Source organism: Afifella aestuarii (assembly GCF_004023665.1).
GTDB classification, from domain to species: domain Bacteria; phylum Pseudomonadota; class Alphaproteobacteria; order Rhizobiales; family Afifellaceae; genus Afifella; species Afifella aestuarii.
This window is the reverse complement of record NZ_SAUF01000001.1, coordinates 1,432,009-1,457,224: the sequence shown is the minus strand read 5'-3', so window position 1 is coordinate 1,457,224 and position 25,216 is coordinate 1,432,009. Positions and strand designations below refer to the sequence as shown.

Genomic DNA, 25,216 nt, shown 5'->3' with positions numbered 1-25,216 from the left:
GGGAGGCGCGGGGCGCGTGCAGGTTTCGCAAGCACCGCCCCGCAGCCACCCAAAAAGCAACGACACGCAAGGAGCTTCGCTCACACGCCAAGGCCTGAAGACATTTCTCTGGGGGGAGGAAACGATGAAGGTTCAACGCCGATTGACGCTGGCCACGATGGCGCTCCTCGCCGGTGGCTCGGCGCTGCCGCAGGCAGCCAAGGCACAGGACGAGAAAGACACCGAGGCGGTCACCTGGGGCGAGATCGAAGTGGGCGCCCGCGTCTTCATCGACGAGCCGCCCGATCACGCTTCCGTCTGGGACACGCCGAGCATCCTGGCACCACAGAAATACAGCTCCGCCAAGTTCGAGGAATATGGCGATGTGCCTGCGGGCCTGCTTCTCGAAAAACTGATGTTCGGCTGGCAATCGGGTGACGGCCTCTATTCCGGCGAGGTTCGCGCCGAGAACATCGGCCAGAACAACGGCCGCTACATCTTCGACTGGTCGCGGACCGGGCTCCTCGACGGCACCTTCATGTGGGACGAGATCCCGCATCTCTACTCGACGACCGCGCAGAGCATCTGGCAGGGCGTCGGCACCGACTTCCTGTCGACCGACGTGTCGTTTCCGGAAAGCCCGCCAAGTCCCGCAGAATATGATGCGGCGATCTCAGGCGCCGTGCATCCGATCGACATCGGCATCGACCGCCGTCGCATCCAGTACGACCAGACCTACACGCCGAGCCCGAGCTGGGAGTTCGAGGCGAGCTACCTCAACGACCACCGCGAAGGAACGCAGCCCGCCGGCATCCTCATGAACGGCTTTGGCGCCGGCGAAGTGCACCGCGTCGACGTTCCCCGTCCGGTCGACGACGTGACGCAAAACCTCAAGGCAAGCGGCGAGTATTTTTCCAAGACACCTTGGGGCCGCTTCAACGTCTCTGTGACGGGTCACGCTTCGACTTACGAGAACAAGTACGATTCCTACACATTCCGGAATCCGTACTATCAGGTGCCCGGCACCACCTTCCCGCAATTCGGCCGTGTCAGCCTTGCGCCGGACAACGAGGCCTATTCGCTCGGCGTCACGACCGGCGTCGATCTGCCCTGGAAGAGCCGCTACATGGGCACGGTCTCCTATACGACGATGGAGCAGAGCGACACGCTCATCCCGTATACGATCAATCCGAACGCCCCGGCGCTGTCGCTGCCGACCACGGATGCCAGGGCGAAGATCAACACGCTCCTCATCAACAACAAGATCAGCACGCAGATCGCCGAGGATGTCTCCACGACGCTGCGCTACCGCTATTACGACCTCGACAATCGCACGCCCGAATGGCTGATCGACCAGTACATCATGGGCGATTCGACGACGGCCACGCCGGCCACCGGCGGCCTGAGAGCCCTCGCCTATCAATACACCAAGCAAAACGCCTCAGCCGAAGTGAGCTGGCTCGCGACCAGCCGCATCACGCTCGGCAGCGAGGTCGGCTGGGAACGGTGGGACCGCGACAGGCGCTCCGTCAACGTGACGGACGAATATCTGGGCAAGATCACGCTCGACGCCCGCATCACCGATCGCGCGCAGCTGCGCTCCAGCTACCAGTATTCGCAACGCCGCTACGACAGCTACGATCTCGGGCCGGTGCTCGATGCCATGGTGAGCGACCCGCTCGGCACCAATGTCGATCCTGGCGTGCGCAAATACGACATGGCCGATCGGGACCGTCACAAGGCGAAGGTCTCGCTGGAATACGAAGCGCTTGAAAATCTCGTCATCACGCCGTCCTTCGGCCTGCGCTTCGACGATTACCTAACCGATCCCGCCATCCCGGAATACGGGCTCTTGAAGGACAACAGCTGGGACGGCGGCCTCGAAGTGGCATTCTCGCCCGCCCCCGGCATCAGCCTGATGGCCGCCTATGTCTACGAAGACTTCGACCGTGACATGGTCGCCGCGAGCATCACCGGCGGCGGCACGGACGTCGTCACCGGCGGCTGGGACAGCAAGATGACCGAACAGGTGCACACGCTTGTCGCCGGCGCCAACATCGAGATCATCCCGGGCGTTCTCGATCTCGAATTCTATGACAGCTTCGCCCGCGGCGTCTCCAAATGGACCGCGACCGCAAGCTCGCGCACGCCGATCGCCACGCCTCTTTGCCCGGGAGACACCAACTGCCTGCCCTTCCCGGACATGGTGACCAATTACAATCGCTTCGACGCAGCCCTGAACTACCACCCGGAAGCGAGCGGTATTCTTGGTCTCGACGGCGATTTGACTTTGACCCTCAAATATTCCTGGGAACGCAATTTCGTCGACAACTGGCAGGACGAGCTCGACACGCCCTATCAGCATTTGATCGAGGACGGCGTCACCACGAGCTACGCCATGGGCTTCTGGGACACCAACTACAACGTCCACGCTGTCATGGCCTCGCTGGTCTACCGCTGGTGAGGAAAGACCCCTGTGCCGTCGACGCGACGCATCCGGGGCACATTCAAAGAAAAACCAAGGAGGGAACCCAAAATGAGCGACAACTCGAAGACATCGAACACTGGCATGTCCCGGCGTGAGCTTCTCGGGGCCTGTGCGATCGCAGCCGGCTCTTTGGCTCTGGTCGGGACGGGGTCGGCGAATGCGCAAATCGCCAACAAGGCCAAGCAGAGCATCGCCGGCTACCAGACGACGCCGAAGGGGCGGCAGGAGTGCGACAATTGCCGACACTTCCAGGCGCCGGACGCCTGTCAGGTCGTGCAGGGGCCGATCTCACCGAAGGGCTGGTGCCGCCTCTACGCCAAGAAGTAGCGCGGGCCGAACCCGGAACAGGCGAGAAAACCTCTTCAGGGGTTCCCGCCTCACCATTCAATCCATGCGGGACTTTACGTCCCGCATTTTCATGTCCGCCGTCCGCGTTTCGCCGTCCGCCCCCTCGCCGCTCATCCCCGCAGGAGGCTCGCCGCGATCACGCCCATGATGATGCCGATCACCAGATCGAGCACCCGCCAGGCGCGCGGATCGGCAAAGACCGGCCGCAGGAGCCGCGCCCCATAGCCGAGCGCAAAGAAGAACGAGAACGACGCCGTCACTGCGCCCAAAGCGAAGGCCGGTCTCTCCCCTTCATATTGCGAGGACACCGAGCCGAGGAGCACCAGCGTATCGAGATAGACATGCGGATTGAGCCAGGTGAAGGCGAGACAGGTGGCGATCGCCGCGCCGAGGCTCCCTCCGTCGGCATCGAGCGGCTGCAAGCCGGGCCCCGGCTTGAGCGCAGCGTGAAAACTCTTCAGCGCATAGACAATGAGAAACAACGCGCCGCCGTAGCGCATCACCGTCTCGATCCACGGCAACGCCTTCATGAGACCTGATGCACCGCCAACCCCAGCCGAGATCAGAACCGCATCGGAGAGCGCGCAGACGAGGCAGACGGCGAAGACGTGGCGGGCGACCAGCCCCTGCCGCAAGACAAAGGCATTTTGCGCACCGATCGCCACGATGAGACCGAGCCCCAGCGAGAAGCCGGCAACAGCGCTCTCAAAAGGTGACATGCCACAAACCCCGGTCTCGTTCCGCGGCATTGACTAGGCGGTCGACGGAAATTAGCGAAGCTCAATTTTCTAAATGAGAATTAGGAATACTAATCCGTGCTTCCTTATGACCAGTTGGCCGCGCTCGCTTCGGTGGTGCGCACCGGCAGTTTCGAGCGTGCTGCGGAACGGCTGCACGTCACCCCCTCCGCGGTCTCTCAGCGCCTCAAATTGCTTGAGGAGAGGCTCGGCGCGGTCCTCGTCATCCGAGGTCAGCCCTGCACCGCAACCGCCGCAGGTGCCCGTCTTTGCCGCCACGCCGAAGAAGTCGCGCTGTTGGAACGGACGCTCGAAGCCGAGCTGGGCGCCGCACTGGCGGGCCAGCACAGTGCGACGTTGCGTATTGCCGTCAACGCCGACAGCCTCGCGACCTGGTTCGTCGACGCGATGGCGCAGGTGGAAGATCTCCTCTTCGACCTCGTCCTCGACGATCAGGATCACAGCGCCGACTGGCTGCGCCGGGGCGAGGTGAGCGCGGCGGTATCCGCGCAAGGCGGCGCGATTCAGGGCTGCAGCAGCCGTCCGCTCGGCGCGCTGCGCTATGTCGCCACCGCTTCCCCCTCCTTCGCCGCACGCTGGTTTTCCAAAGGCGTCGACGAGGCAGCGCTTGCAAAGGCGCCGTGCCTGCAGTTCAACACCAAAGACGCCCTGCAGCGACAGTGGGTCACCCGCCTCCTCGGCCACTCCCTCGACATGCCCTGTCACTGGCTGCCCGCGACCCATGCCTTCATCGAGGCGGCCCTGGCAGGCCTCGGCTGGGGGCTCAACCCGCTTTCACTGGTGGCAACACATCTGCGCTCAGGTGCCCTCGTTGAACTCGTCCCGAAGACTGCTCTCGATATCCCGCTTTACTGGCAGACGACGCGCGCCCTGGAAACGGCGATCGAAGACGTGAGTGCAGCAGTTCGCTCGGCCGCGGGCCGGCATCTCGTTCAGCCGGGAAGACCCAACCCTCGCGGTCCGCAGTTTTGACCGTTCGTCCCTGCGACGACGATGTCGCGGGAACTTCGCACGCCTTCGCTACTTTCCGCATCATGGCACTCGAAATCGAACGCAAATTCCTTCTGGCCAGCGATGACTGGCGGAAGTCCGTCAACGAAACCCGGCATATCCGGCAGGGTTATCTGTGCAACGACGAGCGGGCGAGCCTGCGCGTGCGCATCGTCGACGACGAAAAGGCGTATCTCACCATCAAGAGCGGCAAGGCGGCGATCAGCCGCGACGAATACGAATACGCGATCCCTCTCGAAGACGGCGAAGAACTGATCGCCAAATGCGCCGGCCGCCTGATCGAAAAGACCCGCCACATCATCCGCCACGGCCATCTCGCCTGGGAAATCGACGTATTCGAGGATCGCAATGCCGGCCTCGTCGTCGCCGAAATCGAGCTCGACCATCCTGATCAGGAATTCGAGCATCCGGAATGGCTGGGCGAAGAGGTCTCTGGCGACGGCCGCTACACCAATGCCTCTCTGTCGCAGCACCCCTACCACGACTGGACTTAACTTGAGGCGCACTGGGTGCGCACCCATATGGATGTCATGAGCTTTTCTCTCGACCCGTCCGCGTCCATTGCCGAAGAACTGAAGCGGACCGCCGCCGAACAGATCGAGCGGGCGCGTGCCGAACTTTCCGACGAGGCCGAGGATCGCCACGAAGCAGTGCATCTGGCGCGCAAACGCTTCAAAAAGATCCGTGGCCTCTTGCGCCTCGCCCGGCCCGGCCTCGGCGAGGATTACGCGATCGAAAACGCCCGCTGGCGCGATATCGCACGCGAGCTCTCCGTCATCCGCGACGCGACGGCGCTCCTTGAGACGCATGACGCCCTCACCAGCCATTTCGGGGATCGCATCGAGGACGGCATTCTCTACAGCACCCGCCAGCGGCTCGACGAGCGCCGGGCGGAGATGACGGACAAGGTCACCGACCTCGACGAGCGCATAGACGCCACGATGAAGGCGCTCGATACCGGTGAGAAGCGGCTCGACGAACTTTCCTTCCCCGATGATTTCGAGACGGTCGCAGAGGGGTTCGCCAAGACCTACAAGCGTCTCGACAAAGGCTACCACAAGGCCAAGACCGCAGAAGATTCAGCGGTGTTCCACGATTGGCGCAAGCGCGCCAAATATCACTGGGTACATCTCAAACTCCTGCGCAAAATCTGGCCGGAGCCGATGAAGGCGCGCCGCGCCGAAGCCAAGGCGCTCGCCGATATTCTTGGAGACGAGCACGATCTCGCCGTCTATCGGGGCACGCTCATCGAAGAGCCGAAACTCTTCGGGAAAAAGAAGGTTCAGGAGCTTCTGCTTGCACTCCTCGACCGCCGGCAAAGCGAGCTGCGGTCCGCCGCACTCGACATCGGGGCAAAGCTCTGTGCGGAATCCCCCGACGCTCTTTCGGCACGCATGACCTCCTACTGGGAGGCGGCAGAAGAGGAAGCGCAGAAGCCGCGCGAACATCTGGCGACATCGGCCGCCCAGGATGAACGCGCCGAGAGCAGCTGACGGACGAAACCGCCGGCCACTTCTCAGATCAGCCCTGTTTTTTCCAGCGGCCGTCGGAATCCTGTTTCCAGTAGGTCATCTCGGCGCCTTCGGCCTTCAGGCGTTTCCAGGCCTGCCGCGCCCATTGCATGGTCGCTTCGTTCGCCGCCTCGAAAAGATAGACGACGCGCTGATAGGCCGAAAAATCACCCTCCTCCGCACAATCGAGGAGAAAGCGGATCGCAGCCCCGTTCGGGTTTTCGAGCTTCGTAGTGAGAAACACCGGCTGATCTTCCGGGCGCCCGTCTTCGGCCATTCCGTGAGGCAGAAACGACGCGTCGTCGAAGGTCCAGAGCGCGGTATCGAGCGAAGCCAGCCGCTCCTCGCTCCCGGCCTGCACGACCGCTCGCCAGCCGCGATCGAGCGAGCGCTGCAAAAGATCCGGAAGCGCCTTGTCGAGCGGCCTCGTCTCCAGATGGTAGAAGAGGATCTCAGGCAAGGCGCTCCCTCACATCATCACCCAGGGCCTCAGGCCTTTTCGTAGCTCGACTTCACCAGCTGATCGAGAAGCCGGACGCCGAAGCCCGAACTCCAAGAATCATTCGTGTCGCTCGAAGGCGATCCCATCGCCGTTCCGGCGACATCGAGATGCGCCCAGGGCGTGTCGTTCTCCACGAAGCGCTTGAGGAATTGCGCGGCCGTGATCGAACCGCCCCAGCGTCCGCCGACATTCTTCATATCGGCGTTCTTGGAATCGATGAGCTTGTCGTATTCCTCGCCGAGCGGCATGCGCCAGACCTTTTCGCCGGTCGTCTTCCCGGCATCGAGAAGAGCCGACGCGAGCTTATCGTCGTTGGAGAAGAGCCCGGCATAATGGTGGCCGAGCGCCACGATGATGGCGCCAGTCAAGGTCGCCAGATCGATCATCGCCTTCGGCTTGGCGACATTCTGCACATGCGTCAGGATATCGGCGAGCACCAGCCGGCCTTCGGCGTCGGTGTTGATCACCTCAATCGTCTGGCCGGAGAGCGACGTCACGATATCGCCCGGCCGCTGCGCGTTCCCGTCGGGCATGTTCTCCACGATGCCGACGATGCCGACGGCATTCACCTTGGCCTTGCGGCCGGCGAGCGCCAGCATGACGCCGGAAACGGCGGCCGCGCCGCCCATATCGCCCTTCATGTCCTCCATGCCGGCTGCCGGCTTGATGGAGATACCGCCCGTATCGAAGACGACGCCCTTGCCGACGAAAGCGATCGGTGCCTCGTCGCCGGCCCCGTTCCAGCGCATGATGACGACCCGCGGCGGACGCACCGAGCCCTGCGCCACCCCCAACAGCGCGTTGAGCTTCAAATCCGTCAGCGTCTTCTCGTCGAGCACGTCGACGTCGAGCCCCTTCGCCTTGAGCTCGCCGAGCCGCTCGGCGAATTCGACCGGGCCCAGAATGTTGGCCGGTTCATTGACGAGATTGCGCGCAAGTTCGACGCCCTCGGCGACGGCAGCAGCCTCTTTCCAGGCGACCTCGGCAGCCTCCGGATTGTCGACGCCGATCGTGACGGTCATCGGCCCGCGCGGCGCATCTTCATCGCTCTTCCGGCTCTTGTAGCGATCGAAGCGATAGCGGCGCATGACGAGGCCGAGAGCAAAGGCGGCCGCGTCTTCGCTGGTCGGGCCGCGGCCTTCGGGATCCTGCAGAACGACGGTCACCTCGCCCTCATCCGGCAGCGCCTTCGCGGTCGCGCCGCCAAGGCGCAGCCAGTCGATATCGGGATCGACGTCCCCAAGTCCCACAAAAATGATTCGCTCCACATCGACGCCGGACGGCGCGACGAGTTCGAGCGTTTTGCGCAGAGCGCCTTTGTAGCCTTTGATTTTCGCCGCCACCGCGAATCGCGAGCCGGCGGCCTCGTCGAGCGAGGTCGCGATCGGCCCCAGAGCGAGCTCTTTGCCGGTCAAAAGGACGGCGGTTCCCTTTTTGGGAACGGCGGGTTTCTCAAAAGTGATGGTGGTGTTGGCGACCATGCTGTTGCCTCGATCCTCGGCTTTTGTCATGGAAAGTAGGGGTGCGACTGGATTAGCCGTGAGAGCTTGGCCGTCAAGGCCAATTGCCGTTAACCATGCTTGTTGGGTGAATTTTATCCATGCCTGCGTAAGGCTTGAGCTCGCAAGCCCGATCTTGCCGAACAAGGACCGGATGCAAATCTTCAGGCTGCCCCTTCTGGAACGCTACGTTTTTCGTCGCGCATTGATGCTGCTCCTGCTCGTTCTGGGGGCGCTGGTCGCCACCATGTGGATGACCCAGGTGCTGCGCGAGCTCGACGTGGTGACGGCCAAAGGCCAGGCGATCTGGATGTTCGTCTTCATGACGCTCCTGGCTTTGCCCGCCCTCATTCAGGTGATCGCCCCGATCGCCTACCTCATCTCAGCGACCGTCACCTTAAACAATCTCAATGCCGACAGCGAATTGCCGGTGATGGCGGCGGCGGGCGCATCGAGCCGGGTCGTCGCCCGGCCGATCATCGCTTTGGGCGCCGTCATTTTCGTCGCCGTCACCCTTCTCTATCACGTCGTCGCGCCGGCAAGTCTCGGCGCCTTGCGCGAAATCGTGGCGCATGTGCGCGCCGATCTTCTCGCCACTCTGGTCAAGGACGGCGGCTTCCGCACGGTCGACAACGGCCTTACGCTCCACATCCGCGCCAAGGCGCCGGACGGCAGCTTCAAGAACATCTTCGTCAGCGACGATCGTATCCCGAGCGATTCCACCCAGTACATCGCCAAAACCGGCGTGCTCGTGGAAAGCGGCGGCAACGCCTATCTCATCATGAAGGATGGCGAACTCGTCCGCGACAACCGCATGAAGGGTGAGACGAGCGTCGTCGAGTTCGACACCTACGGTTTCGACCTCAGCCAGTTCAAGGCGGGCGAGGTCAACGCCGCGCGCAAGCCGCGCGAACTGACGACACGGGAACTCCTCAACCCGGCGCCGGACAATCCCTATCGGGAAGAGTTTCCGGCGCGATGGAAGGCGGAGCTGCATGACCGCATCACCGCGCCGCTCTACACCATCGCCTTTGCGTTCATCGCGCTTCTGTTTTGCGGGCGCGCGCGTACCAACAGACAGGATCGCGGCTATGCGACGGCGCTTGCGGTGGTTTCGGGCTTCACGCTTCGCGGCCTCGGCTTTGGGGTCCTCGCCGCAGCAACCAACGATGCGGCCCTCATTCCGCTTCTCTACGCGGTGCCCATCGCCGGTATCGTCGTGTCGGCACTCGCGCTCAAGCGCGGCTATCGCTGGCGCACCCCGGTCTTCATCGCGCGCTTTCTCGACACTCTCGCCCGGCTGGGCCACAAGCTCATGAAGCTTTCCCCCCTTGCCTTGTTTCAACGCAAGAGCACCGGCCACGCATGATCCTTGCAACCTATATCGGCCGCCGTTTCCTCGTCTCACTGGCCACGATCCTGATCGCGCTTCTCACCCTCGTCTTTCTGGTCGACTACGTCGAGCTCTTGCGCCGTTTCTCCGATGCGGAGGCCTTCACCTCCCTGCTCGGGCTCAAGCTCGCCCTGATGCGTGCGCCGGCCTTGCTGGAAGATATCCTGCCTTTTCTTTTCCTTTTTTCGGCAACGATCTGTTTCCTCAATTTGTCTAGAAAGCTGGAGCTCGTGGTGGCGCGCGGCGCCGGGGTCTCCGTCTGGGGCTTCCTGCGTGCGCCGTTCTTTCTTGCTCTGGTGACCGGTCTGGCATCGACATTTCTCTTCAACCCGCTCGCCACGGAGCTCAAGGAGCGCTCGGACCGAATCGAGGCCTCGCTCTCCGACGGCATGGCGGCGAGTTCCGCCGACGCCATCTGGTTTCGCCAGGAGGGTCTGGACGGGCCGTCGATCATCCGTGCGGCGAACTACGACAGCTCCGCAAAGGAATTGCGTGGCGTTACCGCCTTCCTGTTCAATCCCGACGGCAGCTTCCAGGCGAAGCTCGTCAGCCTCTCCGCCAGCTATCGGCCAGGCCGCTGGATCTTTGCCAAGACCCGCTACATTTCCGGCGAAGGCGCCTCGGATCGATTCGACCGCTACATCCTGCCGACCTCGCTGACGCCCGATCAGGTCAATTTGACGCTTCTGCGACCCGACCGGCTCTCCGTTTGGACTTTGCGCCGCTTCATCGACACGGCCGCACAGACCGGATTGAACACCGCACGCTTCACCCTGGCATTCCATAGCCTTCTCGCCCGGCCTCTCTTCCTGATGGCCATGGTCACCGTCGCCGCCACCGTCAGCCTGAGGCTTTCGCGCTACGGTGGCGCAGGAAAGCTCGCCCTGACTGGCATCATCATCGGCTTTCTGCTTTATGTCGCGACCGAGATCGTCAGCGATATGGGCAGCAACGGGATCCTGGATCCCGTCCTCGCGGCCTGGAGTCCTGCGGTTCTCGCCATGTTGTTCGGAGCCACGGCGCTGCTTTATCAGGAGGACGGATGATTCCCGTCCACACACGAGAAAGAGTGACGCGCGGGCGCGCAGGCTGGGGGCTTGCGCGGCGGCTGGCGGCCGTCTCCGCTTTGGCTTTGGTCGCGTTTGCGGCAGATCCGTGGACACCCGCCGCCCTTGCTCAGGATTTGAATTTCGAAGAGCAGGTGACGCAAAATCCGAACGCCAAGATGCTCTTGGAGGCGGACGAGCTCGTCTACGATTTCGACCGGCACATCGTGACCGCCCGCGGCGGCGTCGAGATCTATTACGAAGGCTATACGCTGCGTGCGCCGCAGGTGACCTATCGTGAAAGCGACAGCCGGCTCATCGCCTCAGGCGGCGTCAGCATGACGGAGCCGGGCGGCAATATCATCACCGCCCGCGAAATGGACATCACCGACACGTTCAGCGACGGCTTCATCGAGAGCCTGAACGTCCTCACGGTGGACCGCGCGCGTTTCGCCGCCAACAGCGCCGAGCGGCGGGGCAACAACCTGTTGATTTTCCGCCAGGGCGTCTACACCGCCTGCGAGCAGTGCCGAGAAAATCCGGACCGGCCGCCGCTGTGGCAGATCAAAGCCTCGCGCATTGTTCACAACAAGGAAGAAAAGACCGTCTACTATCGCAATGCCCGCCTGGAATTCTTTGGCATTCCGATGGTCTACATTCCCTATTTCTACCATCCGGACCCGACGGTGAAGCGCAAGAGCGGCTTTCTGCCGCCGCACTTCCATCAAAGCTCGGCCCTCGGCTATGGCGTTGGGACGCCATATTTCTGGAACCTTGCTCCCAACTACGACATCACCTTCGCCCCGACCGTCTATTCCAAGCAGGGTGTGCTTGCGGAGACGGAATGGCGCCACCGGCTGATGAACGGCTCCTACAGCATCCGCCTCGCCGGGATTTTGCAGCAGAACAAGGACGAGTTCGAGCTCGGCAATTTCGTCTCCTCGGGCGTCAGGGACTTCCGCGGCAGCGTCGCCACGAAGGGACGCTTCAATATCAATTCGCGCTGGAACTGGGGCTGGGATCTCGCCACCACCACGGATCGCACCTTCGGGCGCGATTACGACATCCGCGGCCTGACCGACACGGAAGTGGTCAACACCATCTTCCTGACCGGCCTCAGCGATCGCAACTTCTTCGACCTGCGCGGCTATGCCTTCCGCATCCAGCGGAACGACCCGGTGAATTCCACCCGCAATTATCAGGACGAGCAGGCTGTCGTGCACCCCGTGCTCGACCACAATTACATCTTCGACCAGCCGATATTGGGCGGCGAACTCAGCCTGACCTCGAATCTGACGAGCCTCACCCGCGGCGACACGGATGAGCGCGCCTACTTTCAGTATGACGAGGCGGGCAATCGGACGCAGAAAGAATATTACGCCGGCGTCGAGGGCACCTTCACCCGGGCGAGCACCGACGTAACCTGGAAGAGCAGGATCGTCGGCCCACTCGGGCAGGTCTTCACGCCCTTCGCGTATCTCAAGGGGGACGTCTACAACGTCCAGGCCGACGACACCGAGACGGGTCTCGCCGGTGACGAAACCTATCTGCGCGCCATGCCCGCCGTCGGCTTGGACTACCGCTATCCGTTCCTGGCGCAGATGGGGCCGATCTCACAGACGTTCAGCCCGGTCGCCCAGATCATCGTTCGTCCCGACGAACAGCACATCAACGACCTGCCGAACGAGGACGCGCAAAGCCTCGTCTTCGACGACACGAACCTGTTCGAATGGGATAAATTCTCCGGCTATGACCGCCAGGAGGGGGGCACGAGAGCCAATGTGGGCTTCACCTATCATGCGATGCTGGGCAAGGCGAGCATCGACGCCCTCTTCGGCCAATCCTTCCAGCTCGCCGGAGCGAACTCCTTCTCCAAGAGCAACGTCACCCTCACGGGCATCGGCTCGGGGCTATCGACCGACGATTCCGACTATGTCGGACGCGTCACCCTGGATTCCGGCGAAGGATTGACGCTGACGGCCCGCGGCCGCTTCGACAACGACACTTTCGACGTCAACCGCGCAGAAGCGACGGCGCGCGTCTCAAAGGGCCGGCGCAACAGCGCGGCCCTCACCTATTTCTATCGTCGCGAGGTTCCGGAGCTCGGCATCGACGACGAACAATCAGAAATCTCGACGACAGGCCAGGTCGCCGTCAGCGATTTCTGGTCGGTGAAGGGTGGCATCACCTTCGACATCGACCAGATGAGCCGCGTCAGGCACGCCCTGGGCCTTGCCTATGACGACGAATGCTTCAATCTATCCGTGGTCTACAGCGAGACACGCGACCGCTACACGGACATCGTCTCCGGCCGCGAGGTGTTTGTACGCTTCAATCTGCGCACCCTGGGCGACAGCGAGGTGAGCTTCGCGGCATCGGGCGACGATTACGACGACAACGATGACGACGACCTCTACTCTGGGCTCTTTTAAAAATTAGCGCCATAATTCGCGCTTAAGAGCCGCCATCAAAAGCTGCAACGGAACGATGCGAACATCGATGTTTAAAACCCTCACGCAAACCGCTTGGCTTGTTGCGGCAAGCGCCTTGATGGCCATGGCCACATTGCCCGTCGCCGACAGCGCACAGGCTCAGAGCTCCATCAAGATCCTGGTCAACGACCAGCCGATCACGACCTACGACATCAACAACCGCGCCAAATTCCTTCGCCTGACCTCCCGCGGTCAGGCGGGTGCGAAACAGGCAACGGACGAGTTGATCGAAGAAGCGCTGAAAATGCAGGAAGCCAAGCGCCGCAATGTCAGCGTTTCGCAAAACGAAGTCGAGCGCGCCTTCGCCAGCATTGCGAGCCGCGCCAAGCTGCCCCCGTCGAAGCTCGAAGCGGCGTTGCGGCAGAACGGCGTCAATCCCGACACCCTCAAGGACCGCATTCGTGCCGAGCTCGCCTGGCGGGACGTGGTGCGTGCCCGCTTCCGCGCCACGGTGCGCATCACCGAGTCGGACGTCGCCCAGGCCATGCTCGGCCGTGATGACGACGCCGAAGCGTCCGGAACCGTGACCGAATACGACGTTCAGCCGGTTCTTTTCATCGTCCCCAAGAAGGGCAAGGCCGGCATCGCTGGCCAGCGCAAGCGCGAAGCCGAAGCCTTCCGCAGCCGCTTCCGGAACTGCGAAGCGACACTGGAACAGACCCGCGGCATGTCGGGCGTCGTCGTAAAGCCGACGGTGCGCCGGGAGAGCAGCGATTTTCCCGATTCCCTGCGTGACAGCCTCGGCAAAGCCAGGGTTGGTACGGCTCTTCCTCCGACGCAGGTAGATGAGGGGTTCCAGGTGCTCGGCATCTGCAACAAGAGGGCTGTCGCCGGCAAATCACAGGCGGCCGACGAAGTCCGTGATGAACTGACCAATGAACGGGGTCAGCTTCTTGCCCGACGCTATCTGCGCGATCTGAAATCCGACGCGATAATCGAGTACCGTTAGGAACCGATGCTTCCAATTGCACTGACCCTCGGAGAGGCGGCCGGCGTCGCCCTCGACATCACCATTGCAGCCTGGGCGCGGCGCGAGCGCGAACGCCTGCCGCCGTTTATTTTCCTCGGCTCAGCCGCGAACATTGCCGAGCGAGCCATTCTCCTCGGCATCGACTGCCCGACGCGCGAAGTGGAGCCGGAAGAGGCAGCTCTCGTCTTCCCGATGGCTCTGCCATGCCTTCCGGGATTCCCGGAAGCGAAGGCGGAGCCAGGGCTCATCGCGCGCGAAGACGCCGCGCTGACGATCCAGTCGATCCGTCAGGCCGCGGAGTTCGTGGCCGACGGTCGCTGCACCTCGATGGTGACCAATCCGATCGCCAAGCACGCACTCAACGAAGCGGGCTTCGCCTATCCGGGTCACACCGAATACCTCGCCGACCTCGGCGAGCAGCTCTTCGGGGAGAAGCGCCGGCCGGTCATGATGCTGGCCGGACCCGATCTCCGCGCCGTTCCCGTCACCATTCACGTGCCTCTTTGCGAGGTGCCGCGTCTTCTCACGACCGAACTCATCGTGGAAACCGGCAAGATCGCCGCGGAAGAGCTGAAGCGCCGCTTTGCCATTCCCTCCCCCCGCATCGCCGTGTCGGGCCTGAACCCGCATGCCGGTGAGAAGGGCGTCATCGGCAAGGAAGACATCGAGGTCATCCGTCCTGCCGTCGACCAGCTCTGTCAGGCCGGCATCGAGGCGGAGGGGCCGCTGCCCGCCGACACCATGTTCCACCCCGCGGCCCGCCGCCGCTACGACCTGGCGCTGTGCATGTACCACGACCAGGCGCTCATCCCGGTCAAGGCCCTCGCCTTCGATCATGCGGTCAACGTGACGCTCGGTCTGCCTTTCGTGCGCACGTCGCCGGATCACGGCACGGCGATGGAGATCGCTGGCACAGGCCGTGCGCGTCCCTTGAGCCTGATGGCGGCGCTGCATATGGCAGCCGAGATGAGCCGTTCCACCGTCCAGGCGTGAGCGACGTCATCGAACGCGTGGCGGCCCTGCCGCCGCTGCGCGACGTTCTCGCAAGACATGAACTCTGGGCGCAGAAGTCTCTCGGCCAGAATTTTCTGCTCGACCTCAATCTGACGCGCCGCATCGCCCGCGAAGGCAGCGCCAGGAGCGAGACGATCGTCGAGGTCGGCCCGGGACCCGGCGGCCTGACGAGAGCCCTGTTCCTTGAGGGCGCCACCCGCGTGATCGCCATTGAACGCGACCACAGGGCGCTTCCGGCACTTGAGGAAATCGCGATCGCTGCGGAGGGTCGCCTCGAGGTGATCGAGGGCGATGCGCTTGCAACCGATTATCCGGACCTCGTCGGACCGGATGGCGGCCGCATCGTCGCCAACCTTCCATACAATGTGGCGACACCCCTTCTCACCGGCTGGCTGACGCCGCCCACCTGGCCCGCCTGGTGGCGCAGCCTGACGCTCATGTTCCAGAAGGAGGTGGCGGAGAGGATCGTCGCGGAACCAGGCTCCAAGGCATACGGACGCCTCGCTGTGCTCGCCCAGTGGCGCTGCCACGCCCATATTCTCTTCGAAGTGCCGCCGCAGGCCTTTCTGCCGCCCCCGAAGGTCACCTCTGCGGTCGTCCGGCTGGAACCGCGGCCCGATGCCGTCGACGTCGCGCCCAAGGCCGTTGAGGCCGTCACCGCCTCGGCCTTCGGCCAGCGACGCAAGATGCTGCGCCAAAGCCTGAAACAGGCCTTTCAACAGCCGGAAGCGGTTCTGGAAGCATGCGGCATCGCACCGACGCGGCGTGCCGAAGAAATCCCGGTCGCGGGCTTTCTCGATCTTGCTCGGATTTATGAGGAGCTCGGGCGCTCTTCGTCCTGAGCCTGAAGGTGATCGACGAGGTCGCGCCCCTCAGACAGAAGCTGACTGACGAAGGAACGCAGACCCAGGACGCGGTCCCGCTTCAACCTTTCGGCTGTCAAAATCCCCTTCACCGCCTCGAAAGCTCGCTGCAGGTCGTCATTGACGATGACGTAGTCGTAGCGGCTCCACTGCTCGATTTCCTCGAGCGATCCGACCAGCCGCCGGCCGATCGTCTCGTGAGAATCCTCGGCTCGCCGCTCCAGGCGCGCCTTCAATTCGCGCATGGAAGGCGGCAGCACGAACACGCGCACGAGGTCGTCAGGCAGCTTCTCGGCGATCTGTGCGGTTCCCTGCCAGTCGATGTCGAAAAGCACGTCGCGACCCGCGGACAAAGCATCCTCGACGGGCTCGATCGGCGTGCCGTAATGGTTGCCGTGGACCGTTGCCCATTCCAGAAGATCGCCGCGCTCCACCATGCGGTTGAAATGCACGTCGTCGATGAAATGGTAGTGGACGCCTTCGCGCTCGCTTCGCCGGCGGGGGCGTGTGGTCACCGAAACCGACAATTCCAGGCCGCTGTCGGCTTCCAGGAGCTGCCGCGCGAGTGTCGACTTGCCTGCCCCCGAGGGCGAGGACAGAACGAACATGAGGCCACGACGGACAAGCTTGATCGGGTCGGCAGTCATTCGAGATTTTGCACCTGCTCGCGGAACTGATCGATCGCGGATTTGAGATCGAGGCCGATCGCCGTCGTTTCGTGGTCGCTCGATTTGGAGCACAACGTGTTGGCTTCGCGGTTGAACTCCTGCGACAGGAAATCGAGCCTGCGCCCGATGACACCGCCTTCGGAAAGCCGCGTGCGCGCCTCCGCGATATGCGCCTTGAGACGGTCGATCTCCTCGCGGATATCGGCTTTCGTCGCAACCATCAGCGCTTCCTGATAGAGACGCCCTTCGTCGAGCTGCGTCTCGGAGGAAATGAACTCCACCTGCTCGCGAATCCGCGCACGCAGACGCTCCACCATGCCGCCGAGGCGGGCCTCCGCCGCCTCCACCAGCGCTTCGATGCGGTCGATGATCTCCGTGAGATGCGCCCGCAGTCGTTCGCCTTCTTCAAGCCGCGTCGTCACAAGCGCGTCAAGCGCCTCGTGCAAAGCCGCAACCGCCGCCTCGGCGACCGGGCCCTCGGCCGCCCCTTCGCTGTTGCTGCCCTGGACGATCACGCCGCGCAGCGACAGAAGTCCGTCAGCGCGCGCCGGTTGCACTTCGTCTTCCTCCGCCAGGCGCTTTGCCCGCTCCAGCACGAGACGCAAAGCCGCCTCGTTGATCGTGACTCCGGCTTCGGCGCCGCCGCCGTCTTCCTGCAGATTCAGATAACAAGAGCCGCGGGAAAGATGGCTGCGCACGGCTTCGCGCGCGGACGGTTCGAGACCGTCAAAGCCGGGCGGCAGACGGAAGCGCAGCTCCAGACCGCGCCCGTTGACGCTCTTCAGTTCCCAGACATAGCTCGACGAGCCGACGGTGAAGACCTGACGGGCAAAGCCCGTCATGCTTTGAATGCGCATGTGCCGTAATCAGCTGTAAGTGTGGAAGGGGCGTAGCGCGGGCGCGCCGCCCGGACAAGCCTTGCCCCTCATTCCGGCTCTGGTCGCGGACGCGGGATGAGGTTTTCCGCCCCCGGCATCGGCTCCTCTTGAAGAACCTCCGCCTCGGCCTCCGCCTCCTCGGCAGCCCGCTGCGTGCGCTCGATACGCCGCCAGCGCGCCACGTTGCGATTATGATCCGCAAGCGTCGTGGAGAAGACATGGCCGCCTGTTCCGTCGGCGACGAAATAGAGATCGTCCGTACGCGACGGATTGGCGACGGCTTCGAGTGCCGCGCGTCCCGGATTGGCGATCGGCCCGGGCGGCAGACCGCTGATCTGGTAGGTGTTGTACTCGGTTTCCTTCTCCAGATCGGAGGCAAGGATCGGCCGGTCGGACGGTTTTCCTGCACCGCCGAAGAGCCCGTAGATGATCGTCGGGTCGGACTGCAGGCGCATGCCGCGCTTCAGGCGGTTGATGAAGACGGCGGCAACGCGCGGCCGTTCGTCGGCCTTGCCGGTCTCCTTCTCCACGATCGAGGCCAGCGTCACGAGCTCTTCCGGCGTTTCGATGGGCAGATCCGGCGAGCGGCGTCCCCAGACCTCGTCCAGAAGCCGGTCCTGCGCCCGCTCCATCTGCTCAAGGATCTGCTGGCGCGTCGCCCCGCGCGTGAACTTGTAGGTTTCCGGCAGCAGCGAACCCTCGGGCGGCACCGTCTCGATCTCGCCGACGAGCACATCGTCGGCCCGAAGCTTGTCGACGATCTGCTGGCTGGTGAGCCCTTCCGGAATCGTCACGGCATGCAGGATCGATTTGCCCGAGGTGAGGATCTCCATCACCTCCCGCATCGAGACATGCGGCTGGAAGAGATATTCGCCGTATTGCAGGCGGCTCGCAGCCTCGTTGAGGCGCACCCCGACGTTGAAGATGAGCGGGCTGTCGATGACGTTGTTGCGCTTCAGCTGCGCGGCGATCGCATCGACGCCCGAGCCGCGGGTGACCAACACCGTCCGCGGCTCTTCCAGAGGCCCGTCCGCGATGAAGCGCTGCTTGCCGAAATAAAGCGCGCCGCCCGCGAAGAGGACGGCAAGCACCGCTGTCATCAGAAAGAAATTGAGCGTCACCACGACCGGGTGCTTCGCCTGCTTGGAGCGCGGCGGAGGCGGCGGTGCCGGCTCAGGCTGGATCGCCTGGCGCGGGCTCTTCGGATTGATTCGGCGACCGGAGCGCGCACCGTTGTGCTCCGCAGGCCGCGCTTCGCCGTTGGCAGCGTCAGCCTCAGGAATCCCTGTTTGCTCGCTCGGCACTTTTTCGTTCATTGCCCGCTTTTCCCACGTCGCCGTCGATCCGACAACTAAGCTCGAATATGGCGAAAGAGGGCCGCTGCCGGCCGATCAGCTAATTGAAACGCCGGAAGACGAGCGAGGCGTTCGTACCGCCGAATCCGAAGGAGTTGGAAAGCGCGACATTGATCGGCTTTTCCTTCGGCTGATGCGGCACGAGATCGATCGGCGTGTTGACCGACGGATTGTCGAGATTGATCGTCGGCGGCGCGACATTGTCGCGAATGGCGAGGATCGAGAAGATCGCTTCGACCGCGCCGGCGGCTCCCAGAAGATGACCGACCGCCGACTTCGTCGACGACATCGTCATCTCGGAGGCATGCTGACCGGTCAGGCGTTCCACGGCGCGCAGCTCGATCTCGTCGCCGAGCGGCGTCGAGGTGCCATGCGCGTTGATATAGTCGATCTCGTCGGGGCTGACGCCCGCCCGCTTCAAAGCGGCGGTCATGCATCGATAGGCGCCATCGCCATCCTCGGCCGGAGCCGTAATGTGATAGGCGTCGCCCGACATGCCGTAACCGACGATCTCGCCATAGATGCGCGCGCCACGCGCCTTGGCGTGTTCGAGCTCTTCCAGAACGACGACACCCGCTCCCTCGCCCATGACGAAGCCGTCACGGTCGCGGTCATAGGGTCTCGACGCCTTTGTCGGAGAATCGTTGAAATTTGTTGATAGCGCCCGGCAGGCGGCAAAGCCCGCCACCGAGACGCGATTGAGGGGTGATTCGGTACCGCCCGCCACCATCACTTCGGCATCGCCCAGCGCGATGAGGCGCGACGCGTCGCCGATAGCATGAGCGCCCGTGGAGCACGCCGTCACGACGGCATGATTCGGGCCCTTCAGATTGTGCTGGATCGAGACATACCCTGCCGCAAGGTTGATGAGCCGGCCTGGGATGAAGAAGGGAGACACGCGACGCGGCCCCTTCTCCTCCAACAAAAGCCCGCCTTCGACGATGCCGCGGATCCCGCCGATACCGGACCCGATCAGCACGCCCGTGCGGATCTGGTCTTCGTATTCGTCGGGCTCCCACTCGGCATCTTTCAGCGCCTGGGCAGCAGCGGCCATGGAAAAGGTGATGAATTCATCGACCTTGCGCTGCTCCTTCACCTCCATCCAATCGTTCGGATTGTAGGTGCCGTTGGAGCCGTCGCCACGCGGGATCTGGCAAGCGATCTGACACGCAAGATCGTCGACCTTGAAGGCCTCGATGCGTGCTGCACCACTCTCACCAGCAAGAAGTCTCGACCAGGTTTCCTCCACCCCGCAACCGAGGGGCGAAACCATGCCGAGACCCGTGACGACGACGCGTCTCATTCCACTGTACCGCAAATCACGAGAGAAGGTCAGCCGGCGTTCTTCTCGAGGAACGACACAGCATCGCCCACCGTCAGGATGGTCTCAGCGGCATCGTCCGGAATTTCCACGCCGAACTCTTCTTCGAACGCCATCACAAGCTCGACCGTGTCCAGGCTGTCGGCGCCGAGGTCATCAATGAAGCTGGCTTCCTTGGTGACCTTTTCTTCTTCAACGCCAAGGTGCTCCACGACGATCTTTTTGACGCGCTCCTCGATATTGCTCTCACTCATAGCCTCAGCTTCCTCGATTGCCTGGTCTGGTATGACCGTGAAAAACAGTCCTTATCCCCTGAAAAACCCGGATTGCCGCGCGGTCGAGGGGTCGAACGGGGATGGTCGCGCGGTCCGTTATCATGTTTCTATGGCCTTGACCAGCAGTCGGAAGACGCTGGTCGTGCGGTTCTTTGGCGTCAGATCATCGCCATGCCGCCATTGACGTGCAGCGTCTGCCCCGTGACGTAGCCGGCTTCCTGGCTCGCCAGGAAAACCGCAGCCGCAGCAATGTCTTCGCCGCTTCCAAGCCGGCCGGCCGGAATGCTCGACATGATTCCTTCGCGCTGCTTCTCATTGAGCTGGTCGGTCATGGCGCTGGAGATGAATCCGGGGGCGATGCAATTCACGGTAATGCCGCGGCTCGCCACCTCCTGGGCCAGCGCCTTCGACATGCCGATGAGACCGGCTTTCGAGGCCGCGTAATTCGCCTGACCGGCATTGCCGGTCACCCCGACGACCGAGGTGATGTTGATGATCCGCCCGGCCCTCTGGCGCATCATGCCTTTGAGCGCGGCACGCGACAGGCGGAAGGCCGCCTCCAGATTGACCTTGAGAACGATCTCCCAATCGGCGTCCTTCATGCGCATGGCGAGGCCGTCGCGCGTCAGGCCGGCATTGTTGACGAGAATGTCGAGCCCGCCCATCGCCTTCTCGGCCTCACCGATGAGCCCGTCGACGGCCGCCGTATCGGAGAGATTGGCAAGAAGCACATGCGCGCGGTCGCCAAGTTCGGCGGCAAGCGCGTTCAGTGGCTCTTCACGGGTGCCCGACAGCGCAACCGTCGCGCCCTGGGCATGAAGCCCCCGCGCGATCGCACCGCCGATTCCCCCGCTCGCGCCGGTGACGAGCGCGCGTTTTCCCTCAAGGCTGAACATGCCCTCTCCCCTCTTCTTTCTGACTATTCTTTCGCCGCTTTCAGCGCCGCCACGGCAGCCTCGATCTCCTCGGGCTTGCCGACGGTCAGTGCGCTCATTCCAGGCGCAATACGACGGACGAGACCGGAGAGGACACGCCCGGCGCCGATCTCGGCCAGGAGCGTCACACCGTTCTCACCCATCCAGGCGACTGATTCGCGCCAGCGGACGGCCCCCGTCACCTGCTCGACGAGCCGTTGACGAATTTCCGAAACCTCCGTCAACGGCCGCGCCGTGACATTCGCCACGACCGGCACCGACGGCGGCGCAATCTCAGTCTGCGCGAGCGCATCGGCCATGCGTTCGGCCGCCGGCTGCATCAAGGCGCAATGGAAGGGTGCGGACACCGGCAGAAGCATGGCGCGCTTCGCGCCCTTGGCCTTGGCCATCTCCGCCGCCCGTTCGACGGCCGCCTTGCTTCCGGAGACGACCACCTGTCCCGGCGCATTGTCGTTCGCCGCCTCGCAGACATCGGCCTGCGCGGCCTCGTTGGCGATCTCCCGTACCGCCTCGATATCGAGACCGAGGATCGCCGCCATGGCGCCCTCGCCGACCGGCACCGCCGCCTGCATGGCATCGCCGCGAATGCGCAGGAGCCTCGCCGCATCGGCGATCGAAAGGCTTCCGGCCGCCGCCAGCGCGGAATATTCGCCAAGCGAATGACCGGCGACGAAATCGGCATGTGCCGAAACCGAAATCCCCTGCGTTTCGAGCGCCTTCAGAGCCGCCATGGAAACCGCCATCAGCGCCGGCTGCGCGTTGCGCGTCAAAGTGAGCGCATCATCCGGCCCCTCGAAAATCGTCTTCGAAAGAGCCTCGCCGAGCGCGTCATCCACTTCCTGAAAAACCGCGCGCGCTTCCGGAAAAGCGTCTGCGAGCGCAGCTCCCATGCCGACGGCCTGGCTGCCCTGCCCCGGGAAAGCGAACACGGTGGCCATGGCTTCTCCTTTTTGTTCTTGCCGCGTTTGTTCTTGTGGCCGAAAGGGCCGCGACGTCAGTTGAGCGGGTGTGATCACGCTGCGCGTGGACTGTCAAGGCGCCATGACGCCCGTCGCGGCACCCCACAAGAACATCCTGCGCGCCTCTATTCGTCGTCCGAATCCTGCGTCGGTTCCGGCAGCTTCGGCTCGTCCTTGCGCCGGCGACGCGGTCTGCGGCTGCGATTTTGCGAACGCGACCCCTTCGCGCCCTGCCCGCTCGTGCGACGGCTTGCTGGGGTCTTGTCGGACGCCTTCGCGTCGCGCCCCTCCCCGACCGGTTTTTCCCCAGACGGCTTGTTCTTGGCCGCCTCATCCTCGGCCGGCTGATCGACGGAAGCGGCGGCTTTGCGCGAATCCTCCGTATCGGGCAGCTGATCCTCGGTGAACTGGTCCGCAAACGGCTCACCTTCCGTGACCTTTCCGCCGGAGAGCGCGGCGGCCTTGAGCGCTGCGGCCTTCGCCTGCCCCTCTTCCGCGGGCAGATCCTGGGTCGGTGCCGTGTAGGGCTCCGAAGCGCTCGAGCCTTGAGCCGGTTCGGATTTTTCGTCCTTCTTCTCGCCGTCCTTTTTCTCGCCGCCCGCAGAGACCACCTTTTCTTCGATCTGAGGTTTGGCCGCCTCTTCCAGCGCTTTGCGACGGGCCTGCTCTTCGATCGCGATCGGCAAGGTGTCGATATGCCCATCCTTGTGGACGCCGAGATAGAGCGTGCGATGCGGGAACGGGATCTCGATATCGCGCTCGTCGAAGACCTCTTTCATGATCTCCGTATAGGCGCGGCCGACCGCCCATTGGCTGCCCGGCAGCGTCTTGATGCGCCCGCGCACCATGACGGCCGAATCGGCCAATGCAGTCACCCCGTGCATCTCGAAATCGTCGATGATGTCGGTGCCGTATTCGCTCGCCTTGAGACGGTCGAAGGCCTCGCGCATCGCCTCCTTCACCTCGCGGATATTCTCGCGGTAGGCGACGCCGACCTCGGCCAGGTGATAGGCGAATTTGCGCATCGAGTTGGAGACGGCATCGACCGACGAGAACGGCACGATGTGATAGACGCCCGCCAGATCGCGAATGCCGACGGAGCGCACCGTCAGCTTCTCCACCACGCCGGAAATGCCGGCGACCGTGACGACATCCCCCTCGTTGATGGCGTTCTCGAACTGGATGAAGGCGCCTGTTATGACGTCCTGGACGAGCTTCTGGGATCCGAAACCGACGGCAAGACCAAGGACACCGGCACCGGCGAGAAGCGGCCCGATATTCACACCCAGTTGCGACAAAGCGAGCATACCCGCGATCACGAAGAGCGTGATGGAAAGCCCGTTGCGCATGAGGGACAGGATCGTGCGCGCACGCGCGCTCGGCATCGCCCCCTGCTTGCCGTAGTTGAGCCTGTGCTCGATCCACGACGAGATGCCGATCCACAGAAGATAGGTGACGACGACGATGATGAGGGCGCTGATGACCCGCGCGACGAGATCGGCTCCCCGCTCGGTCGAAATCCACCCGGAAATGTCGAGCACCTGCCAGGCGTCGATGATGGCGAGGATCACGGCAACGATCACGAGCGTGCGCACGATCTTCAGAATTGCCGGGATGAGCGTGTTCATCCGCCGTTCCAGAACCGGCACTTCGCGCGCCATCCATTGCGGCAGACGCACGCCGCGCTGCAGCGCGAGCTTCACCAGCGCGACGAGCGCCACGCCGATCCCGATCGCCACCGCCGTGCGCACGGAGGCGCCGACCACGAACGAGACGAGCAGGTAAGGCCGGGTGATGCCGATGGAGAGGACGGCGAGCACGTAGAGCGTACCGATCCAGGGCCAGAGCTGCACGAACATGGTCACGACCTGGCCGCCCATGCCCTGCGTATCCGGGTCACGCCGTTCCTTGATTCGCGCGGCGAGCGTCCGCATCGAGGTGAGAGCCACGAAGGCCGCCACCAGCATGACGGTGACGCGCAGCCCGCGCCCGGCCACGAAAGAGAGGCTGGTGTTGACGACGGGCACCAGGAAGGCGATGCCGGTGATCAAGAGCGCCGCCACGACCATCAGCCGGGTATAGGCATAATCGGTGATGCCTTCCCGGTAGGGAATGAGAGAGGTCGTCTCCGTCGTCGACGCCACGATCGCCCGCAGGAAGACACGCACGCCGCCGACGATGAGGAAGGCGTTGAGATAAAGCGACTGCTCGATCTGCATCTGCCCGCCATCCCCGAAGACGCCGACGGCAAGCCCGCTGCCGACCGCATAGGCGATCGCCAGGGCCAGGATGTCGGCGAGCGTTTCGACGACGAAAGCAATGCTCCTCACGACCGCATGCGGCCCCGATATGCGCCGCGTCACGAGATGCGTGAGCTTTTGTAGAAGGTAACTGAAGACGACGAGGCCCACTCCGGTGACCGCGATCGTTCCGAAGAGCCGCAAAATGGCGACCTGCAACGCGCCCCAATCGAGATCGCCCGCCTGCTTGGCGAGCGCGCCAAGACCTTTCAGGTCGCGGAAGAGACGCTCGACCACGCCATAGCTTGCCTCGGCCGCGCCCTTGGTGGCATCGGCAAGCTGCCGGGCAAGCGACTGGTCTTCCTCTTCCTGCGGCGCCGCGGCCTCCGCCGCCTCCGACTGCGGATTCGCAAGTTGTTCGAGCTGGTCGATGAGCGCCTGACGCGCTCTCTCGTCCTTCAAGATGTCGGCGAGCAACTTGGCGCGGAGCGCGCTGTCACCGCTCGTATCGCCCTCTCCCTCATTCGCCGTATCCGAAGAGCCTGACGTGTCAGCGGTGCCGGGCACGGTCGGCATCGGCAGGGATTGCGCGCCAGCGCCGCTCGGCGCCAGACCCGCAAGTGTGAACAGCACCAGCAGAACGGCGGAAAGGCGCAAAAGACGCGCAGGAAACAGATCGGTCAAAAGCATCGGTGTCCGGTCGGAAAGAGC

22 protein-coding genes are annotated in these 25,216 nt (G+C 63.5%); 11 read left to right on the top strand and 11 right to left on the bottom strand.

Annotated features, from left to right (window positions below):
* The first annotated feature begins 124 nt into the window (after positions 1–124).
* Entirely contained in the window at positions 125–2,443 is a 2,319-nt protein-coding gene (locus EO094_RS06820; protein ID WP_128291476.1) for an MtrB/PioB family decaheme-associated outer membrane protein, read from the top strand.
* A gap of 72 nt (positions 2,444–2,515) precedes the next feature.
* Positions 2,516–2,794: a twin-arginine translocation signal domain-containing protein gene (locus tag EO094_RS06815; protein ID WP_205649837.1), complete on the top strand. Its 279-nt coding sequence runs from the start codon at positions 2,516–2,518 to the stop codon at positions 2,792–2,794.
* A 131-nt stretch (positions 2,795–2,925) separates the two neighbouring features.
* Here the strand turns inward: EO094_RS06815 and EO094_RS06810 are convergent, their stop codons facing one another.
* Positions 2,926–3,534 carry a LysE/ArgO family amino acid transporter gene (locus EO094_RS06810; RefSeq protein WP_128291475.1) on the bottom strand — a complete coding sequence of 203 codons (609 nt, stop codon included), beginning with the start codon at positions 3,532–3,534 and terminating at the stop codon, positions 2,926–2,928.
* A gap of 96 nt (positions 3,535–3,630) precedes the next feature.
* On the opposite strand from EO094_RS06810, the gene EO094_RS06805 reads away from it, so the two are divergent.
* The 3 genes from EO094_RS06805 (at position 3,631) to EO094_RS06795 (ending at position 6,077) form a co-directional block, all read left to right on the top strand.
* Positions 3,631–4,545: a LysR family transcriptional regulator ArgP gene (locus tag EO094_RS06805; RefSeq protein WP_128291474.1), complete on the top strand. Its 915-nt coding sequence runs from the start codon at positions 3,631–3,633 to the stop codon at positions 4,543–4,545.
* Positions 4,546–4,607: 62 nt separating this feature from the next.
* Positions 4,608–5,078, top strand: coding sequence for a CYTH domain-containing protein (locus EO094_RS06800; RefSeq protein ID WP_128291473.1), 471 nt, complete (start codon positions 4,608–4,610; stop codon positions 5,076–5,078).
* Between the two features lie 36 nt (positions 5,079–5,114).
* On the top strand, positions 5,115–6,077 hold the full coding sequence (locus EO094_RS06795) for a CHAD domain-containing protein (protein ID WP_164879574.1): 963 nt from the start codon (positions 5,115–5,117) through the stop codon (positions 6,075–6,077).
* Positions 6,078–6,105: 28 nt separating this feature from the next.
* On the opposite strand, the gene EO094_RS06790 is transcribed toward EO094_RS06795, so the two are convergent.
* Positions 6,106–6,555 carry a DNA polymerase III subunit chi gene (locus EO094_RS06790; RefSeq protein WP_128291471.1) on the bottom strand — a complete coding sequence of 150 codons (450 nt, stop codon included), beginning with the start codon at positions 6,553–6,555 and terminating at the stop codon, positions 6,106–6,108.
* A 29-nt stretch (positions 6,556–6,584) separates the two neighbouring features.
* Positions 6,585–8,078 carry a leucyl aminopeptidase gene (locus EO094_RS06785; protein WP_205649836.1) on the bottom strand — a complete coding sequence of 498 codons (1,494 nt, stop codon included), beginning with the start codon at positions 8,076–8,078 and terminating at the stop codon, positions 6,585–6,587.
* A gap of 172 nt (positions 8,079–8,250) precedes the next feature.
* On the opposite strand from EO094_RS06785, the gene lptF reads away from it, so the two are divergent.
* From lptF to rsmA, 6 genes are all read left to right on the top strand, one after another.
* Positions 8,251–9,465, top strand: a complete 1,215-nt coding sequence (gene lptF, locus EO094_RS06780; RefSeq protein ID WP_164879573.1) for an LPS export ABC transporter permease LptF — start codon at positions 8,251–8,253, stop codon at positions 9,463–9,465.
* Positions 9,462–10,535: an LPS export ABC transporter permease LptG gene (gene lptG, locus EO094_RS06775; protein WP_128291468.1), complete on the top strand. Its 1,074-nt coding sequence runs from the start codon at positions 9,462–9,464 to the stop codon at positions 10,533–10,535. The genes lptF and lptG overlap by 4 nt, the downstream gene beginning before the upstream one ends.
* A 23-nt stretch (positions 10,536–10,558) precedes the next feature.
* The gene (locus EO094_RS06770) at positions 10,559–12,967 is read left to right on the top strand and encodes an LPS-assembly protein LptD (RefSeq protein WP_164879572.1); all 2,409 of its coding nucleotides are present in this window, start codon (positions 10,559–10,561) and stop codon (positions 12,965–12,967) included.
* A 118-nt stretch (positions 12,968–13,085) separates the two neighbouring features.
* Positions 13,086–13,976 (top strand): SurA N-terminal domain-containing protein, encoded by an 891-nt coding sequence (locus tag EO094_RS06765; protein ID WP_164879571.1) that lies wholly within the window; start codon positions 13,086–13,088, stop codon positions 13,974–13,976.
* Between the two features lie 6 nt (positions 13,977–13,982).
* The gene (gene pdxA / locus EO094_RS06760; RefSeq protein WP_128291465.1) at positions 13,983–14,990 is read left to right on the top strand and encodes a 4-hydroxythreonine-4-phosphate dehydrogenase PdxA; all 1,008 of its coding nucleotides are present in this window, start codon (positions 13,983–13,985) and stop codon (positions 14,988–14,990) included.
* Between the two features lie 8 nt (positions 14,991–14,998).
* The gene (gene rsmA / locus EO094_RS06755) at positions 14,999–15,853 is read left to right on the top strand and encodes a 16S rRNA (adenine(1518)-N(6)/adenine(1519)-N(6))-dimethyltransferase RsmA (RefSeq protein WP_128291856.1); all 855 of its coding nucleotides are present in this window, start codon (positions 14,999–15,001) and stop codon (positions 15,851–15,853) included.
* On the opposite strand, the gene gmk is transcribed toward rsmA, so the two are convergent.
* The 8 genes from gmk to EO094_RS06715 form a co-directional block, all read right to left on the bottom strand.
* A complete protein-coding gene (gene gmk / locus EO094_RS06750) occupies positions 15,823–16,521 on the bottom strand; it encodes a guanylate kinase (protein WP_128291464.1) in 699 nt (232 codons plus the stop codon). The two genes, rsmA and gmk, sit on opposite strands and share 31 nt — an antisense overlap.
* Entirely contained in the window at positions 16,518–17,399 is an 882-nt protein-coding gene (locus EO094_RS06745; protein WP_128291463.1) for a YicC/YloC family endoribonuclease, read from the bottom strand. The genes gmk and EO094_RS06745 overlap by 4 nt, the downstream gene beginning before the upstream one ends.
* Positions 17,400–17,467: 68 nt before the next feature.
* Positions 17,468–18,736 (bottom strand): endolytic transglycosylase MltG, encoded by a 1,269-nt coding sequence (gene mltG / locus EO094_RS06740; RefSeq protein ID WP_128291462.1) that lies wholly within the window; start codon positions 18,734–18,736, stop codon positions 17,468–17,470.
* Positions 18,737–18,815: 79 nt separating this feature from the next.
* Positions 18,816–20,078: a beta-ketoacyl-ACP synthase II gene (fabF, locus tag EO094_RS06735; RefSeq protein ID WP_128291461.1), complete on the bottom strand. Its 1,263-nt coding sequence runs from the start codon at positions 20,076–20,078 to the stop codon at positions 18,816–18,818.
* A 29-nt stretch (positions 20,079–20,107) separates the two neighbouring features.
* Positions 20,108–20,350, bottom strand: coding sequence for an acyl carrier protein (locus EO094_RS06730; RefSeq protein ID WP_092810884.1), 243 nt, complete (start codon positions 20,348–20,350; stop codon positions 20,108–20,110).
* A 179-nt stretch (positions 20,351–20,529) separates the two neighbouring features.
* Entirely contained in the window at positions 20,530–21,267 is a 738-nt protein-coding gene (fabG, locus tag EO094_RS06725) for a 3-oxoacyl-[acyl-carrier-protein] reductase (protein WP_128291460.1), read from the bottom strand.
* Positions 21,268–21,290: 23 nt separating this feature from the next.
* Positions 21,291–22,244 (bottom strand): ACP S-malonyltransferase, encoded by a 954-nt coding sequence (fabD, locus tag EO094_RS06720; RefSeq protein WP_128291459.1) that lies wholly within the window; start codon positions 22,242–22,244, stop codon positions 21,291–21,293.
* Between the two features lie 146 nt (positions 22,245–22,390).
* A complete protein-coding gene (locus EO094_RS06715; RefSeq protein ID WP_128291458.1) occupies positions 22,391–25,195 on the bottom strand; it encodes a mechanosensitive ion channel domain-containing protein in 2,805 nt (934 codons plus the stop codon).
* Between the last annotated feature and the right edge of the window lie 21 nt (positions 25,196–25,216).

Coding starts and splice junctions, on each gene's coding strand:
- EO094_RS06820 (WP_128291476.1), top strand. CDS start 125: ATGAAGGTTCAACGCCGATTGACGCTGGCCACGATGGCGCTCCTCGCC.
- EO094_RS06815 (WP_205649837.1), top strand. CDS start 2,516: ATGAGCGACAACTCGAAGACATCGAACACTGGCATGTCCCGGCGTGAG.
- EO094_RS06810 (WP_128291475.1), bottom strand. CDS start 3,534: ATGTCACCTTTTGAGAGCGCTGTTGCCGGCTTCTCGCTGGGGCTCGGT.
- EO094_RS06800 (WP_128291473.1), top strand. CDS start 4,608: ATGGCACTCGAAATCGAACGCAAATTCCTTCTGGCCAGCGATGACTGG.
- EO094_RS06795 (WP_164879574.1), top strand. CDS start 5,115: ATGAGCTTTTCTCTCGACCCGTCCGCGTCCATTGCCGAAGAACTGAAG.
- EO094_RS06785 (WP_205649836.1), bottom strand. CDS start 8,078: ATGGTCGCCAACACCACCATCACTTTTGAGAAACCCGCCGTTCCCAAA.
- lptF (WP_164879573.1), top strand. CDS start 8,251: ATGCAAATCTTCAGGCTGCCCCTTCTGGAACGCTACGTTTTTCGTCGC.
- lptG (WP_128291468.1), top strand. CDS start 9,462: ATGATCCTTGCAACCTATATCGGCCGCCGTTTCCTCGTCTCACTGGCC.
- EO094_RS06765 (WP_164879571.1), top strand. CDS start 13,086: ATGGCCATGGCCACATTGCCCGTCGCCGACAGCGCACAGGCTCAGAGC.
- pdxA (WP_128291465.1), top strand. CDS start 13,983: ATGCTTCCAATTGCACTGACCCTCGGAGAGGCGGCCGGCGTCGCCCTC.
- gmk (WP_128291464.1), bottom strand. CDS start 16,521: ATGACTGCCGACCCGATCAAGCTTGTCCGTCGTGGCCTCATGTTCGTT.
- EO094_RS06745 (WP_128291463.1), bottom strand. CDS start 17,399: ATGCGCATTCAAAGCATGACGGGCTTTGCCCGTCAGGTCTTCACCGTC.
- mltG (WP_128291462.1), bottom strand. CDS start 18,736: ATGAACGAAAAAGTGCCGAGCGAGCAAACAGGGATTCCTGAGGCTGAC.
- fabF (WP_128291461.1), bottom strand. CDS start 20,078: ATGAGACGCGTCGTCGTCACGGGTCTCGGCATGGTTTCGCCCCTCGGT.
- EO094_RS06730 (WP_092810884.1), bottom strand. CDS start 20,350: ATGAGTGAGAGCAATATCGAGGAGCGCGTCAAAAAGATCGTCGTGGAG.
- fabG (WP_128291460.1), bottom strand. CDS start 21,267: ATGTTCAGCCTTGAGGGAAAACGCGCGCTCGTCACCGGCGCGAGCGGG.
- fabD (WP_128291459.1), bottom strand. CDS start 22,244: ATGGCCACCGTGTTCGCTTTCCCGGGGCAGGGCAGCCAGGCCGTCGGC.
- EO094_RS06715 (WP_128291458.1), bottom strand. CDS start 25,195: ATGCTTTTGACCGATCTGTTTCCTGCGCGTCTTTTGCGCCTTTCCGCC.